Genomic DNA, 14656 nt, shown 5'->3' with positions numbered 1-14656 from the left:
ACACGATCGAGTCGGGTCAGGGACCCCCAGCTGGGGCAGGCTATGCTCACGAGCCACTCGAACTCAGCGTTGGGACCCCGCGAAAAGGATAGCTATCGGCAGAAACCAGCGCTGTATGTCTGGCGATTCGTAGTCTGGGCCACCACTGTGAAATCCGTCAGTCTCTGTCTTTTCCGGTCGCTACTCCCAGAATCGTCGTCTCAGCGTCGAAATACGTCGGTGCATCGGTTTCGATTTCGAATTCAAGAACGGTTTCGAGATCTCCAGAGCCCTCGGCGAGTTGTTCAGCAAGATCCGTGTATCCCTCAGTGAGCGTCCGGTATTCATCGATTGCCGTCTGTTTTGCCTGCGCTCGCTCCTGCTTGGCCTCGACCTCAGCGATAGTAATTTCTACATCACTGTCCGGACGCTCGGAACTCTCGGTTACTGTCGCACGAGCGTCGGCGGTGTCCTGTTCGATCTCGTCGAGCAAATCGGAGAGCTCCGCGCTGCGCTGTTCCAGATGGCCTGCAAGAATCGCAGCCTGAGTTCGACAGTACTCGGCGAGTTCAGCCTGTGAGATATCGCCCACGTCGTCGTTCATTGAACGCGGTACGTCGCCAGCGCGAAAATCGGTTTCGGTGACCGCAGTGAAGCGGGTTACTCTTCTTCCTCTTCGCCGAGACTCTGTGACGGACCGCCCGAGAAGACGAACTCGTGTTCGGCTTCGGTCTCGAAACGGTTCAGGATGTCACCGAGTGGCTTCGCGTAGCGTTTGAGCTGCTCGGCCCGCGACGACACCTCGTTGAGCTCTGCGGCCTGCTCTTCAGCTGCCCCAGCGACGGTCTGGGTCTCTGCCATCATCTGGTCGCTCGTCTCGGCGGCCGACTGTAGCGTCGTCGCCACCGTCCGGAACCGTTCAAGCGAGTCACCAAGCTCGATATCCGGATTATCGGCTTCCAGTTCTTCGAGCGTGTCCACGAGGGCATCGAGGTCTTCCGAGATAGTTGCGAGACGGTCCTTCTGGTCGTAGGCGTCGTCGGAGATCTTCTGTGTCGATTCGGCGACCTGTTCGGATGCGTCACGGACGGATTCCGCACTGGACAGGACGACATCCCCGGATTCCGCGACTTCATCGGCGAAACTGTTGAGCTGGCCGATTGTCTTTTCGAGTTCGTCGACCATGCCGTTGAACTCGCTGGCGATACGATCCATCGATTCGTTCTCGCCGTCGGTCGCCATCCGCTCGGTGAGATTCCCAGCGGCTGTCTCCTCCATCACGTCGGAGAATTCTTCGGCCTTCTTTTGCAGGTATTTGTTGACTTCGAGGGCTTCGGCCCGGGAAACCTCCGCCTCCTTCTGTGCACGCTCGGCCTCGTTAATCTGCTGTTTGAGCCCGTCGCGCATGTCAGCGAACCCGCTGTACAGACGGCCGATGTTGTCGATACGACCCGTGGCGATTTCGACGTCGAGGTTCCCCTGTCGCATCTGGTCCGTTTTCCGGGTCAGGCGGTCGATCGATGTCGCCGTGTTGTACCCGAGTATCGCACCGACACCCGCGATGAGTAGCACCATCAGTGCCGTGCCGATGAGTCCGTACTGCTGGACGTTCTGGACGAAACCAAAGACCGCAGAGTTGGGCGCGTGTACGAGGACGACCCAGTCCGTCCCCTGTATTGGTGCATAGCCGACGGTGTAGCGTTCGCTGAGCACGTCGGCTGCCGGCATGTCAGCGGTGACACCAGATTGCTGCTCCGACGACCGGAGGTCGTTCGCGTCGCTGATCGGTCCGGTGGCACGGTTGTTCTCGCTGTACGGCTGCAGTGTGTTCTCGCCGAGGCCGCGGCTCCCGTCTCTGGGCTCGTCAATCATGACGACCGCCGACCCGTTGACGACCTGCGTGAATCCGCCTTCGGCCCTGTTGTTCCCCTGTAGCGAGTTCGCGATTTCGTCGAGCGAGTATTCGATGAGGATATACCGGTTCTGCGAGGCATCGACAGGGCTGACGAAGCCAACGACCGGGCCGGAGTTCGTCTGGTACACGTCGGAGATGATGACATCGCTTGCCGTCTCGAAGTCGGCACCGCTAAGCCAGCCCCTGCTCGTCGATTCGAGCGGCGAGTTAGTCAGTACCTGTGAGTTAGATGTGCTGGCGATAACTTGAGATTGAGCGGCGTTCCGTTCTATCAGATGGATATCGGCCGCGTCTGCCGACAAGGCGGCTTTCCGATTGTTAAGTTCGATATTGATATCGTCGATATCACTACTGGCCCAGATGTCGTCGGAAGAGACAAACTGAGTCGATAGCCGGTTTCTGTCTACCCACTGTGACAGGATGTCCGCTTCCTGTGTGGCGGCGTTTTCGTAGTCACTCAGAACCTGTTGTTCAGTGTACGTCCTGACTTGCTCTGTCGCGGCAAGGCCGATAAGCCCAACCGACAGCGCCATGATGAAGAGGACAATCCCGAATTTGAGTGCGAAGTTCCGCCGGATGAAATCTGGGACGACTGTCGCCAGAATCCCACCGGAGGCGTTCGAATCGGTCTCTGAACTATCTGGTATCTGTGTGTCTCCTGAACTCATAGTTAGCTCCCTCCAAGCGAGCAGTTCGCCGCTGGGCCGCTATCGCACGCGTATTGTACATCCACTGGGTCCCCGATCAGATCGTAGTAGGTGCCATAGGACTGCTGTACCTCCGATTTTCCTCTCACGACCGGCACCTGGCGCATCGCCTGATGATCACAGGCACGGAGCGTTTGCGGTCCGAGGCCGGCGTCGTACTCGTGTCCTTCAAGCGCTCCGATTACCTCGAGCGGATTGAACGTCCCCGCCCGCTCGACTGCGCTGGCGTATTGCAGCGTTTGCGTATATGCGATATGCGCTGGGCCTGATGGCGTGGCTGATTTCGAGGACCCAGTCGAACTGCCGTACTCCTCACGGAACGTCTCTCGGAATGTATTAGACAGCGGCGAGTTGATTGCCGGACTCCAGGCGACAGTTCCGATAACGCCCTCTATCGCACCCCCTGCGGTCTGGGCAATATTTTTCGAAGCCATCGGAAGGACGATACTCGACTCCGGGAACTCATCTCGGAACGCTTTGAGTGCGTTTACTGCGTCGAGGCCCCCGAGACCGAGCACGATCACGTCGAAATCGACCGCCCCGAGGTCCTCTGCGTACTGAGAGTAGTCTGTTGTTCCGACCTGTGCAGTCGTGTCCCAAACAGGTGCCCAGCCAAGGTTCCCGAGGGCTGTATCCATATCGTCCCGGAGCGTCCGTCCCCACTCATTGTCCTGAGAGATCTTGACGTAATCGACGTCGTCTCCGAACTCGTCACTGAGGGCCGGAGCAAGCGCTTCGGCCGCCATGCGGTTGTTGAACATCTCGCGGAAGGAGTACCGGTTACAGTCGGCCCCCGTGAGCGAGTTCGTGTTACCCATCGTCGACATATACACGACCTGGTTCTGCGCAGCAACCTCCTGATTGGCCCGGCCGGAACTGCTGGACGTGCCACCAGCAAGCATAATGACATCCTCACTATCAATGAGCCGCTGTGCGTTGCTCCGGGCGGTATCTGAACTGCCACCCGTGTCTTCGACAGCGAATTCGACATCCTTACCGAGAAGTCCGTCACCGTCCAGCGGTGACTCGTACGTCTCGCTCGTTACCCACCCACCACCGTTGTTAATGTGCTTGACCGCGAGTTTGAAGCCTCGTATCTCCTGCTTGCCGGCCGTTGAGTACGCCCCCGAAGAAGCGACGTTGAAACCGAACGTCACCGACTCCCCGGACACGGGAAAGTTTCCAACTGGAGTTGGGGTCGGCGTCTCGTCCCCATCTGTCACACCCTCGCTACCACCGCAGCCCGCGAGTCCGGCCAGTCCGGACGCACCAATCGAACGGAGTAGGTTCCGCCTAGAGACGGTCGGCCCACCACCATTTCTCCCTGAATCCATACTCGCGTGTGTAAATTACTATAGCACATAAACTTTTGGAGAAGATTGATACTGCCAGTAATCACGCATCAGAGCTATGAAGTCACTGTCTACGGTTCAGGTAAGGGATGGCTACTGGGCTCGCCAGACGACTGGTTCTCCGGGATTTATACCCAGCCAGTGAGCAACGTCGGCTATGACGGAGTTAGTTACGTTCGGTGAGACAATGCTGCGGTTATCGCCACCTGACGACGAGCGACTGGAGACTGCGGACCAGTACACCGTCAGGGCGGCTGGCGCAGAGTCAAACGTCGCAGTCGCTGCTCAACGGCTTGGACTCGATGCGATGTGGACCTCAAAACTCCCGGATTCGCCGGTCGGCCACCGAGTTACGGGTGAACTCAAACAGCATGGCGTGTCGGTCGATGTTGCCTGGGACGACTCAGACAGCGCCCGACAGGGAACCTACTACCTCGAGCAGGGCAGTCCACCGCGAGGTAACGATGTCATCTACGACCGCCAAAACGCCAGTGTCACAACCGTCACACCGGCGGAGCTTCCAACCGAGACCATCACGGACGCTGCGGCGTTCCACACGTCGGGTATCACACCGGCGCTCTCGGAGACACTCGAATCGACCACTGCTGACCTCCTCTCGCTCGCACAGGAGGCGGGCACAACCACGAGCCTCGACCTGAACTACCGCTCGAAGCTCTGGACACCAGCCAAAGCCCGTTCAGTGCTGACTGAGTTGTTCCCGGCCGTGGACGTGCTCGTGGTCGCCGAACGCGATGCGAACGTCGTGCTTGACCGGACCGGCGACGCGGAAGCGATTGCGCGGGACCTCGCGGCCGAGTACGAGTTCGACGCGACAGTAATCACCCGCGGTAGCGACGGGGCGCTCGCACTCGCCGACGGGACTGTGACGGAGCAACCGACGTTCGAGTCAACCGACGCGCATCCGGTCGGGACCGGCGACTCCTTCGTCGGCGGCTTCCTGTCGCAGTATCTCTCTGGGGGCACCGTTGCAGACGGGCTTGCCTGGGGTGCCGCGACAGCCGCGCTCAAACGGACGATTCCGGGCGATATTGCTGTCGTGTCGCCCGATGAAATCCGTTCGATTCTCAGCGGCGACACGGAAGCGATTTCGCGGTAGCTGCGGCGTCCAGCAAGCTTCTTATCCCTTCGCGGGGAACGGCAGGGTATGATTAACTATGAACGCTGTAAACTGTGGCTCCCCGGAGACGGAGGTCACAATGCGTAGCGCAAAAATCGTCTGTACCCTCGGTCCCGCATCTGATTCCGTCGACGACATCGCGTCACTTGCAAAGGCCGGTATGTCCGTTGCCAGGCTGAACGCGAGTCACGGCTCGCCGGAACACCGCCGAGAGATGATCGACCGCATCCGTGAGGTAGACGAGGCAGTCGAGGAACCGGTCGCGGCAATGCTGGATATGCCCGGGCCGGAGGTCCGAACTGCGGAGATAGACGAACCGATTCAGCTGACGGAGGGGTCAACCATCCGGTATGTCGTCGGTGACGACGCGACGCCCGAGGAGGTCGGCCTCTCGCAATCGATTACGGCAGTCGAACCGGGTGACCGCGTGCTCCTTGACGACGGCCGCATCGAGACGACTGTCGAGCGCGTCGAGGGCGACACAGTGTTTGCGACCGTCGAGAACGGCGGCAAGCTGGCCGCCCGCAAGGGAGTCAACGTCCCCGGTGTCGAGCTCGACCTGCCGACGATTACGGCAAACGACGAGCGAGAACTCGACGTGGCCGCCGAGAAAGAGCCAGATTTCGTGGCCGCGTCGTTCGTCCGTGACGGCGATGATATTTACGAGATCAGCCAGGCGCTCGAAGAGCGCGGCGTCGATATCCCGATTATCGCCAAGATCGAACGCGCCGGAGCCGTCGAGAACCTCGACTCGATCATCGACGAGGCCTACGGCGTGATGGTCGCCCGCGGCGACCTCGGCGTCGAGTGCCCGCTGGAAGACGTTCCGATAATCCAGAAGCGCATCATCCGGCGGTGTCACGAGGCGGGCGTTCCCGTCATCACCGCCACCGAGATGCTGGACTCGATGGTTCACTCGCGGCGACCGACCCGCGCAGAGGCCTCGGACGTGGCCAACGCAGTGCTCGACGGCACCGACGCGGTGATGCTCTCAGGCGAAACCGCTATCGGTGACCACCCGGCACGAGTCGTCGAGACGATGGACCGCATCATCTGCGATGTCGAGGGTAGCGATGAGTACGCCGAGTCACGCGAACAGCGCGTGCCGAACGCCGGTGATACCCGAACCGACGCGCTCGCACGCTCCGGTCGGTTCCTCGCCCGCGATATCGGGGCGTCGGCGATTGTCGCTGCCTCCGAATCCGGCTACACCGCCCTGAAATCGGCGAAGTATCGGCCGTCGATTCCTATCGTTGCGTCGACGCCGAGCGAGCGCGTCCGCCGGAAGCTCGCACTCTCGTGGGGTATCACACCCGTAACGACCGAGTACACCACCGAAGGCGCTGATGCCGTCATCCAGACCGCAGTCCAGGCGGCCCTCGACACCGAAGCCGCGGACAGCGGTGACACGGTTGTCGTCCTTTCGGGGATGATGACCGAACTGGAGGGGATGAACACGGCGAACATGCTGAAAGTCCACGTCGCGGCCGAAACGGTCGCCAGTGGTCGGTCCATCGTCGACGGTTTAGTGACCGGTCCCGTCCATCGGATTTCGACAGCACCGCCCCGGGAGTCGCCGGGCGACCTCTCGAACATCCCCGACGGGGCCATTCTGGCAGTGCCCGAAGGGTTCGACGGCGAGTTCGTCGGCGACACCAGCCGTATCGGCGGCATCATCGACGCCCACGAGGGCGTCACGAGCTACGCGGCCATCGTCGCCCGCGAGCTTTCGATTCCGATGATCTCGAACGCGGACTTGCCCGATGCTGTCTCTGACGGGTCGACTGTCACACTGGATTCCGAGCGCGGCGTCGTCTATGAGGAAGCCGTTGGCCGAGAGGACATCTCGGGCAGCGAGCGAGACTACTGATCGCAGTAGAATCTGTGTAGTTAAGTATCGGTGGGGCAACCCTTCGACCAGCATGGGCGCTTACGCAGGGGTCGACCTCGGAGCGACACATATTCGGGCTGTTATTGGTGACGAGACAGGTTCGATAGTCGCGTCACATAAAACTGAGACACCGCGTGGACCGGCAGGTATCGCGGTTACGGAAGCGGTTCTTGACGCAATCCGGCAGGCGTGTGACGCCGCCGATATCGCCCCCACGGACGTGGTTGCCGCTGGTATCGGGTCCTTCGGTCCGATGGATCTGGCCGAAGGTGTCGTCGAAAACCCCGCGAACCTTCCTGACACTATCGACCGAATTCCGCTGACCGGGCCGGTCGAGAATCTCATCGGCACCGAGCGGGTCTCCTTGCACAACGACGCCAACGCCGGCGTTATCGGCGAGCGGTTCTACTCGGACCGGAGCCCCGATGACATGGTGTATCTCACTATCTCCTCCGGGGTCGGCGCGGGGGTCGCCGTCGACGGGAACATTCTGTCAGGCTGGGACGGCAACGCCGGGGAAGTCGGCCACCTGACCATTGACCCACACGGTTTCATGACCTGCGGGTGTGGGCACGACGGCCACTGGGAGGCGTACTGCTCGGGCGAGAACATCCCGCGGTATGCCACGCAACTGCACCGAGAAGACCCCGTCGAGACGGCACTCCCAATCGAGACTGAGGAGTTTTCGGCGGCGGATATCTTCGAATACGCTGGTGAAGACCAGTTCGCATCCCACGTTCTCGATCAGATCTGTCACTGGAACGCTATCGGCGTTGCAAACATCGTTCACGCGTACGCGCCTCTCGTCGTTTACGTCGGCGGGGCCGTTGCGCTCAACAACCCGGAGCAGGTACTAGACCCGATTCGGGACCGGCTCGATGACATGGTGATGTCGAACATCCCGGACATTCAGTTGACGCAGTTCGGCGACGACGTCGTGGTTCGCGGCGCACTGGCGTCAGCGCTGACCGGTGGCACAGGCGATCCGTCACAGCGCGTCTGAAAAACGTCGACCTGACCGCCGCACGTTGGACTACTGTTGTAGGTCGTACAGCCGCCGGAAGGCCGTCGGTGGAAACCGCGGTTCGACACGGCTCGGCGGGCGTCCCTGACCGTTGGTGGCCGTCGCCTCGACGCGGTCGACCACGCCGGATTCAGCCATTTCGTAGAGGAATCGCTTGACGGTCCCGGGTGAGAGGTCGACTGATTGTGCCGACGCAATCGCCTCTGTCGTCGCCGTTACTGAAGAGCGTTCGCTCTCCTCTAAGTCGATGAGTTCTCTGAGGACGATTTGCCTGTTCGTCGGCAGAGAGAGGACAACGCCCAACGAAACACATGGATCGGGCACTTCTGCGATGGCCGCGTCGACGTTGGCCTGTGTGATGCGGTCCTGTCCCCGTTCCTGGGCAAGTTCTGCAGCGATAAACAACGCGGCAAGGGCGTCGTGAGCGTTTCCGTCTGCCCAGTCCGCGATATGCCGCGCCAGACCGTGGCCGAGTCCCTGCTGGGCCAGTCCGTTCGAGGTTCTGGTCATCAACACGTCGACGAGCATCTGCCGTTGATAGCGGTCGATACTGATCGACTCAGCGGTGTACCGTGTCAGCTCAGTCGCCGACGGGTCATCCCGACCGATAGCCAGCCAGCTGACGTTACTCGGTAAGCCGGCAAACAGGTCAACGAGAGCCGAGGCTTGGATGCTCTCCGGTTCGCTGATGTGGTCAACTGCAATGACGATACCCGTGCGTTGCTCCCGGACCAGGTCGTGGAGGCGAGACTTGAGCGTCTCCGTCCCGATTCCGTGTTCAGGCACCGAGTCGTCCACGAGTGCGTCCAAGATAGCGTGATAGAACGCGAACTCGCTTGCGGTTTCCCGGGCGTTTACGTAGACGAACGACGGGGAGGTCGGTGGCTGTGCGCGGGTTGTCGTATGGATAATCGCCTGTTGCTCCGTCGGGAGCTGTTCCAGACTGGCGAAAAGTGCCGTGATAACTGCGGACTTCCCTGAACCAGATGGGCCGTACACGTACGCGTTCGGGGGAAGCTGCCCATCGAACACCGGATCGAGGTGGTCGAGGAGCCGCTCAAGCACTGGACCGCGGTCAGCCGGTTCCTCTATGTGGACGACCGGTGAGATGGCCTCGTAATCCTGAATGAGCCGTGGCTCACCGTTCCGGCGTTGTCGTCGCTTGATTCTCGCTTCGATGTCCATCGTTCAGAGAGATATGTGTTATAGCGTTTGGGACGGGAATATAGAGGTACCGCTTTAGACCATACCTAGGGCCGGGACCCAGGAAGTGCCGCCAAAGACGCCCACGACAGCGAGGATAAAGACGGTCAACGTCGCGACAACGATTGCCGCTGCGGGCGGGTCGAAGTGCGTGTCCGAATGTGCGTAGAACACGCGCTGGACGACCTCTCCGATGAGTGCGCCGTAGGCACCGAACACGCCGGCAACGAGGATGGCGACGACGGCGGCCATCGTACCCAGCTCCGGTGCACCGCCGAAGACGGCCAGTGCAGCCGTGCTCGCGGGCAAGGTCATGTGGTGGGTCACCGGGATTTTCTCAACGCCGAGGTTGAGGAATGTCAGGCTCGCTGCGGAGATACCGAAGCCGAGGAACGCACTGCCGGTCTGGAGAGCGATCCAGCCACCGAGCAGGCCGGCGACGAGGCCGATCATCGCGACGTTTGCCCACCGGTACTGGTGGGGCAGCCACGGCTCGACAGCAAGGCGGTACGATTCCGCAACGCCGCCGTCAGTGGTCGCTTCACCACTGCCACCGTCTGTTGCCACGCGTTTCTCACCGTTCTCGAACGGCGACATATCGAGGATGTTCCGACTGCCAGCGCCGATCAGCGGGTAGCCGAACACGACGCGGTGGGCGGCAGCTGACAGGACGACACCCAGCGCGATTGGGTCCCACGGGAGCGCGAGTCCGCCGGACACTTGACGGACGACCATCCCGAAGATACCGAACAGGCCACCGACTGCGAGGATATCCGGTCGCGTTCCGAGCGCGTAGGCGATGTCCTTTGCGGGGTGGTAGTCGCCGTCGTCCGGCTCGTACATTCCGTCGCTCTTCGCGGCGTACGCGGCCGCTGCGGCACCACCCGCGAAGGAGATGTGTGGTCCGAAGACGGGACCGAACGCGATAGCACCGGTCACGCCAGTCGCCAGCCCATCAGCTCCGAGTTCTCCGAGTTGGCCGACGATACTGCCCCGGAGAATCGCGACTGCCTGTCCGGCGATGACCATGAAGCCGGTGAAACAGAACGCCGGGAGCGCGCCGACTGCTGCGCCGAAGGCACCGCCGGCGAAGGCGGCGATTATCAGCAGCAGGAGATCCGGAACTCCCATGCCGAAAACCGGAATCTGTAGGGGAAGCGTCTCTATCATGGATTATTCCTCCTGTGCCCAGTCGCGGGAACGGTCGACGGCGTCGTCCCAGCGAGCGTACATCTTGTCTGCATCCTCGGCGTCCATCTCCGGCGAGAACTCCTCGTCGACCTGCCAGTTGTCCCGGAGTTCGTCGACGGTGTCCCAGTACCCGACGGCGAGACCGGCCGCGTACGCCGAACCCAGTGCGGTCGTCTCGTCGACCTGCGGGCGGGCGATGTCCGTCTGGATAATGTCGGACTGGAGCTGACAGAGGAAGTTGTTCTTGACAGCACCGCCGTCGACTCGCAGCGTCGTCATCTCGACACCGGAGTCTTCCTCCATCGCTTCCGCGAGGTCGCGGGTCTGGTACGCGATGGATTCCAGAGTCGCACGCACGATGTGTTCTTTTCGCGTTCCGCGAGTCATCCCGACAATCGTCCCGCGGGCGCGGCCGTCCCAGTGCGGAGCGCCGAGACCCGTGAAGGCCGGCACCATGTAGACACCGTCGGTCGATTCGACCGAGCGGGCCAGTTCCGCTGTCTGGGCGGCGTTGTTGATGAGATCGACGTCTTCGAGCCATTCGATGGCTGCGCCGGCGATGAAGATGGAGCCCTCAAGCGCGTACTGGACGGGCTCGCCAGACATCTGGAAGCCGACGGTCGTCAGCAGGCCGTTATCGGAGGCGACTGCTTCGGAACCGGTGTTCATCAGGTAGAACGCGCCGGTCCCGTAGGTGTTTTTGGCGTCGCCCTTATCGAAGCAGGTCTGGCCGAACAGCGCGGCCTGCTGGTCGCCCAGCGCGCCCGCGACGGGAACTTCCTCTTCGAGGAAGCCGTCCGCGTCAGTGTGGCCGTACAGGCTCTCGTCGGAGGATGGGCGGACCTCCGGCACCATGGACTTCGGAACACCGAACTCTTCGAGGAGTTCATCGTCCCACTCCATGTCGTGGATGTTGTACAGCATCGTCCGCGATGCGTTCGAGACATCCGTGATGTGGTTGCCGGTGAGCTTGTAGATGAGCCACGCGTCGATGGTTCCCATCAGAAGCTCGCCGTCTTCGGCCCGTTCGCGGAGGTCAGCGCCGCGCGAGCTCTGCATCTTGAGCGGCTCCGCGTTGTCGAGGATCCACTCGGTCTTCGTCGCCGAGAAGTAGGCATCACATTCCAGTCCGGTCTTCCCCCGAATCCATTCGACCTTGTCCTCTTCCTGGATCTCTTCGACGCGGTCAGTGGTTCGGCGGTCCTGCCAGACCAGCGCGTTGTGGACCGGTTTGCCGGTCTCCTTGTCCCAGACAATCGTCGTCTCACGCTGGTTCGTGATGCCGAGTGCTTCAAGCTGTTCGGCACCGACACCTGCATCCGCCAGCCCTTTCGTCACGACTTCCTGCGTGTTTTCCCAGATTTCGACGGGGTCGTGTTCGACCCAGCCGGGCTCCGGATAGATCTGTTCGTGCTTCTCGTAAGCGTTCGCAACGACCTGGCCGCTATGGTCGAATACCATGAAGCGAGTGCCAGTCGTTCCCTGGTCGATCGCGCCAACGTATGTGTCTGCCATTGTTGTTTTCTCCGTGGTGGAGGTAGCTTATTTATGAAAGCTACCACCTTGCCAGTAAACAACATAGTGAACCATTATAAAGATTACTAATGGTGATGTTTGGCTAGTAAAGAAAGGGCGCGGCGGCGTTACCGGTCAGAACCGTACCGTTCAAGCTGTTTTGTGACCTGTGTGTCGAGTCGGTCGAGTGCGGACGGGACCGAATCAGGCCCATCCATACTGTCGACAGCATCTTCGATGATTGTCCGAACTGTATCGAACGGGCCGATCTGTGCGCCCCGCGTCGCCGTGGTGTCACGTGTGTCTATAAGCTGGTCAAACGCCGTCCTGTAATGCGGGTTCTGTTCGAACCAGTCTGCCGACCGGAGCTGTGGAATCGCGTCAGCGTGAACTGGGAAATACCCGGTTTCCTGATGCCACCGGCGCTGCTGGGCCGGTTCAGTGAGCCAGGTCAGGAATTCGCCGACAGCGTCGTGGACAGCGCCGGAGACGTCGTTGCCGACCCAGAGGGATGCACCGCCGACGAGTACGCCGGCCCGGTCGTCAAGTACGGGGAATCGGCCGGTCCCGACATCGAAGTCAGCGCTGCTCTCGATGCTGTTCAGGGACGACGTCGAGCCAATCAGCATCGCGGCGTTCCCTTCTGTGAAGTGAGTTCGAGCGGCACCTCTGGCTTCAATCCCGGGGTCGTAGTACAGTCCGTCCGCTTCGAGACCTTGCCACCACTCGAATAAGTCGTGGGCGAATTCCCCGTCAAGATAGCTCTCCGTCGGCGACCCGGCGCGACCGTTGCGCTGGTCCACGAGAAGCTGGTCAGCCTCGGCGAACCACTGCTCGACGAACCACGAGTAGTTCGCGAACGTGATACCGGCCTCTACGCCACTCTCGTCGACAAGCTGTTCAGCCGCGCTCCGAACGGCAGCGAGGGTTTCCGGCGGCGAATCGGGGTCGAGGCCAGCCCGTCTGAACGCATCGCGGTTGTACGCCATCACCGGGTTCGACGCGTTGAACGGCAGTGAGTGGAGCGTTCCGTCGAAACGATAGTAGTTCGTCACCGGGTCGAGCAGCGAGTCGACGTGGGCTGTCGGGAGGAGTTCCTCGACAGGCATGAAGTATTCACTGACGCGCGCACGCGTAGTGCCGATCTCAAATATCTGTGCGATGGCCGGTGGATCACCGTTTTCGGCGGCGTTCAGCGTCGCATCGAGTGTTCCGCGGTAGCTCCCTTTCGACCGCAGTGCGAGACTAATCCCCTCGGTCTGTGATTCGAACTCGCGGACGAGGTCTTCCAGCAGTAACGCCTTCTCGCCGCCCATCGCGTGCCAGAACTCGACAACGGTTTCGTCCGTGTTCGCCGCCGCCGACCCAGTTGCCAGTTCGAAGGCGTCAAGCGATGCTTCCAGCGATTCGGCCCGTTCGGTGAGCGTCGAAACCCGCGTCGAAACCTCCGCGAGCTCCGTCGTCTGGTCTGCTGCGGCGTCGGCGGCGACGGCCGCTTCCTCGGCTGTCCGGGCACTGATGTCCTCGACATCGTCGACCATCGACACGACTTCCTGCGTGGAATCGGCCTGCGTATCCGTCGCATCGTCGATCTCCTGGACGCTCGAATCGACCTCCGCGACCATCGAGACGACGGAATCCAGTTCCTCAAGCGCGCTGGCGACTGACGACCGGGTGTCTTCGACACTCTCCCGGGTGTCGTGCATCTCTGAAACCGTCGCGTCAGCCTGTTCGTGGACCTCCTGGATGGAGGCCGCAATCTCGTCAGTCGCCTCTTTCGTCTCGGTTGCGAGCGATTTGACCTCCTCGGCCACAACGGCGAACCCGTCGCCCGACTCTCCCGCTCGGGCCGCTTCGATGTTGGCGTTCAGCGCCAACATATTGGTCTGATCCGCGACATCCGTGATGAAACCGACAATCTCCTCGATGTCAGACAGCAGGTCGTTCAGCTGTTCGACCTTGTCGACAGTCGCTTCGGCGTTGTCGGTCAATCGGTCAAGCGTCGTCATCGCCGAGGACGCCGACTCCAGTGCGGATTCGCCTCGGTCACTGGCCTCACTAGAGGTGTCTGCGACCTCGTTTGCGGCGCTCGCTATCTCCTCGATCGTCGCCGAGAGGTTCCGCATCTCGTCGGATATCGACTGTATCTCGTCGCGTTGCTCGTCTGAACCGGTCGAAATTTCGCCGACAGCGCCGCTCACGTCCCGGCTGGCGGACTTGACAGACCCGAGACGGGTGTCCACCTGTTCCGTTGCAGCGGTCACCTGTTCGCTGAACGACGCCATCCGGTCGACGGTGTCTGTCCACTCACGAAGCAGGTCCTCGTATGCGTTGTACAACGGCTCAGCCGCCTCAGACGGTGGCTGGCCGGGTTTCGCAGTCAGGTCGCCGTCAGCGTTAGCCCTGGCAACAGACGTGAGACGGTCGACAGTGGTTTCGAGCGCTTGACGGTCTGCCCGCTCCTGTTCGAGTTCCGCCGCCAGTTGCTCACACCGCGCTTCCAGTTCCGCCTGTCGAGAGGGGTTCTCAGTACTGCCGGCTTCAGATTGTTCCTCGAAACGGTCTGGTGTCGGCGTTGTCCGCTCTACTTCCTCTGGGACGCCGCCGTCGGTGCATCGGTCACCGGACCGGTCCTCGTCAGAATTAAATGGATTCCATTTACTCATTGTCGCTCTCGTTGGCCAAACAGCCAATCGTTCTGAGGAAATCAACTATCAAAATACATAATAGTTACTGTCGCA

General features: G+C 61.1%; 10 protein-coding genes. 3 read left to right on the top strand and 7 right to left on the bottom strand.

The window, feature by feature from the left end; genetic code table 11:
* Nucleotides 1-157 precede the first annotated feature (157 nt).
* From C437_RS10520 to C437_RS10510, 3 genes are read right to left on the bottom strand one after another with little or no spacing between them, the layout of a single operon-like run.
* Complete coding sequence (locus tag C437_RS10520) at nt 158-583, bottom strand: tudor domain-containing protein (protein WP_004516933.1); 426 nt, start codon at nt 581-583, stop codon at nt 158-160.
* Nucleotides 584-639: 56 nt separating this feature from the next.
* A complete protein-coding gene (locus tag C437_RS10515; protein ID WP_004516932.1) occupies nt 640-2562 on the bottom strand; it encodes a HAMP domain-containing protein in 1923 nt (640 codons plus the stop codon).
* Between the two features lie 2 nt (nt 2563-2564).
* Nucleotides 2565-3773: an ABC transporter substrate-binding protein gene (locus C437_RS10510; RefSeq protein ID WP_004516931.1), complete on the bottom strand. Its 1209-nt coding sequence runs from the start codon at nt 3771-3773 to the stop codon at nt 2565-2567.
* 337 nt (nt 3774-4110) lie between these two features.
* Here C437_RS10510 and kdgK1 point away from each other — a divergent pair, with 337 nt between their 5' ends.
* The 3 genes from kdgK1 (at nt 4111) to C437_RS10495 (ending at nt 7985) form a co-directional block, all read left to right on the top strand.
* Nucleotides 4111-5070, top strand: coding sequence for a bifunctional 2-dehydro-3-deoxygluconokinase/2-dehydro-3-deoxygalactonokinase (gene kdgK1 / locus C437_RS10505; RefSeq protein WP_004516930.1), 960 nt, complete (start codon nt 4111-4113; stop codon nt 5068-5070).
* A gap of 100 nt (nt 5071-5170) precedes the next feature.
* Nucleotides 5171-6961 (top strand): pyruvate kinase, encoded by a 1791-nt coding sequence (pyk, locus tag C437_RS10500; protein ID WP_004516929.1) that lies wholly within the window; start codon nt 5171-5173, stop codon nt 6959-6961.
* 52 nt (nt 6962-7013) lie between these two features.
* Nucleotides 7014-7985, top strand: a complete 972-nt coding sequence (locus tag C437_RS10495; RefSeq protein WP_004516928.1) for an ROK family protein — start codon at nt 7014-7016, stop codon at nt 7983-7985.
* A gap of 30 nt (nt 7986-8015) precedes the next feature.
* Here C437_RS10495 and C437_RS10490 read toward each other — a convergent pair whose 3' ends face one another.
* The 4 genes from C437_RS10490 to C437_RS10475 all read right to left on the bottom strand — a co-directional run bounded on the left by C437_RS10490 (nt 8016) and on the right by C437_RS10475 (nt 14581).
* The gene (locus C437_RS10490) at nt 8016-9191 is read right to left on the bottom strand and encodes a Cdc6/Cdc18 family protein (RefSeq protein ID WP_004516927.1); all 1176 of its coding nucleotides are present in this window, start codon (nt 9189-9191) and stop codon (nt 8016-8018) included.
* A 54-nt stretch (nt 9192-9245) separates the two neighbouring features.
* Entirely contained in the window at nt 9246-10379 is a 1134-nt protein-coding gene (locus C437_RS10485; RefSeq protein WP_049919726.1) for a hypothetical protein, read from the bottom strand.
* Between the two features lie 3 nt (nt 10380-10382).
* Complete coding sequence (gene glpK / locus C437_RS10480) at nt 10383-11915, bottom strand: glycerol kinase GlpK (RefSeq protein ID WP_004516925.1); 1533 nt, start codon at nt 11913-11915, stop codon at nt 10383-10385.
* Between the two features lie 128 nt (nt 11916-12043).
* On the bottom strand, nt 12044-14581 hold the full coding sequence (locus C437_RS10475; protein WP_004516924.1) for a methyl-accepting chemotaxis protein: 2538 nt from the start codon (nt 14579-14581) through the stop codon (nt 12044-12046).
* Nucleotides 14582-14656: the final 75 nt, after the last annotated feature.

Origin of the sequence: Haloarcula vallismortis ATCC 29715 (assembly GCF_000337775.1) — an archaeon.
Lineage (GTDB): Archaea > Halobacteriota > Halobacteria > Halobacteriales > Haloarculaceae > Haloarcula > Haloarcula vallismortis.
This window is presented reverse-complemented; position numbering and strand designations above follow the sequence as displayed.

Bases quoted from the DNA above. Each gene is read 5' to 3' on its own strand.
- C437_RS10520 (WP_004516933.1), bottom strand. From the start codon at position 583: ATGAACGACGACGTGGGCGATATCTCACAGGCTGAACTCGCCGAGTAC.
- C437_RS10515 (WP_004516932.1), bottom strand. From the start codon at position 2,562: ATGAGTTCAGGAGACACACAGATACCAGATAGTTCAGAGACCGATTCG.
- kdgK1 (WP_004516930.1), top strand. From the start codon at position 4,111: ATGACGGAGTTAGTTACGTTCGGTGAGACAATGCTGCGGTTATCGCCA.
- pyk (WP_004516929.1), top strand. From the start codon at position 5,171: ATGCGTAGCGCAAAAATCGTCTGTACCCTCGGTCCCGCATCTGATTCC.
- C437_RS10495 (WP_004516928.1), top strand. From the start codon at position 7,014: ATGGGCGCTTACGCAGGGGTCGACCTCGGAGCGACACATATTCGGGCT.
- C437_RS10490 (WP_004516927.1), bottom strand. From the start codon at position 9,191: ATGGACATCGAAGCGAGAATCAAGCGACGACAACGCCGGAACGGTGAG.
- C437_RS10485 (WP_049919726.1), bottom strand. From the start codon at position 10,379: ATGATAGAGACGCTTCCCCTACAGATTCCGGTTTTCGGCATGGGAGTT.
- glpK (WP_004516925.1), bottom strand. From the start codon at position 11,915: ATGGCAGACACATACGTTGGCGCGATCGACCAGGGAACGACTGGCACT.
- C437_RS10475 (WP_004516924.1), bottom strand. From the start codon at position 14,581: ATGAGTAAATGGAATCCATTTAATTCTGACGAGGACCGGTCCGGTGAC.